We start from the raw sequence: 743 nt of genomic DNA, 5'->3' as shown, positions 1-743 counted from the left end.
TAAGATTATATGAGCTGTTAGTATATGATAATCTTGAGATATTGAATGAATGTGTATATCGTGAATATCTTTTATATTTAAATCTTGCTTTAATATAAATTCTTTTACTTCACTAATCTCAATGAATGAGCTCTCAAGTAAAATATCTAAGCTTTGTTTAAATAATGATATAGACCACTTAGCAATTACTAAAGCTATTAATAAAGCTAGTATTGAATCAATAAAATAAAAATCAGTATAATAAACAATAATCCCACCAATAATAATTGCAACAGAACTAAGTAAATCACTTAGCATATGAATTAGACTTGATTTAATATTTAAATTACTTGTATCAGCTTTCATTAATAATAAAGCACTAATTATATTTGCTACAAGTCCAAAGCAAGATACTATAAGCATAGTCTTTATATCTATTTTACTTGGGTTTAATAGTTTTTCAATAGCTTCATAGATGATAAATATAGTAAATATAGCTATCATAATAGCATTTATAAAAGCAGCTATTATTTCACTTCTATAATATCCATAAGTTTTTTTACTATCTTGTTTATTAATAAATATTAGTGCAATAAAACTTATTATCAATGCAAAAGCGTGTGTTATCATATGAAGTGCATCACTAATTAATGCTAAAGAATTAGCTAAATACCCATAAATTAATTCAGCAAACATTACTACAAAAGTTACTATAAAGCTTAATAACAATGCTTTTTTATTCTTAGTAAAATCATAAGAATGAG

General features: G+C 23.6%; 1 protein-coding gene. It reads right to left on the bottom strand.

Annotated elements, in window-relative coordinates; translation table 11 throughout:
• On the bottom strand, nucleotides 1-743 hold a 743-nt coding region (locus AVBRAN12654_RS09355), incomplete at both ends, for a cation diffusion facilitator family transporter (protein WP_336614385.1).

It is taken from the genome of Campylobacter sp. RM12654, assembly GCF_020137585.1.
In the GTDB taxonomy this organism is placed as follows: domain Bacteria; phylum Campylobacterota; class Campylobacteria; order Campylobacterales; family Campylobacteraceae; genus Campylobacter_E.
This window is presented reverse-complemented; position numbering and strand designations above follow the sequence as displayed.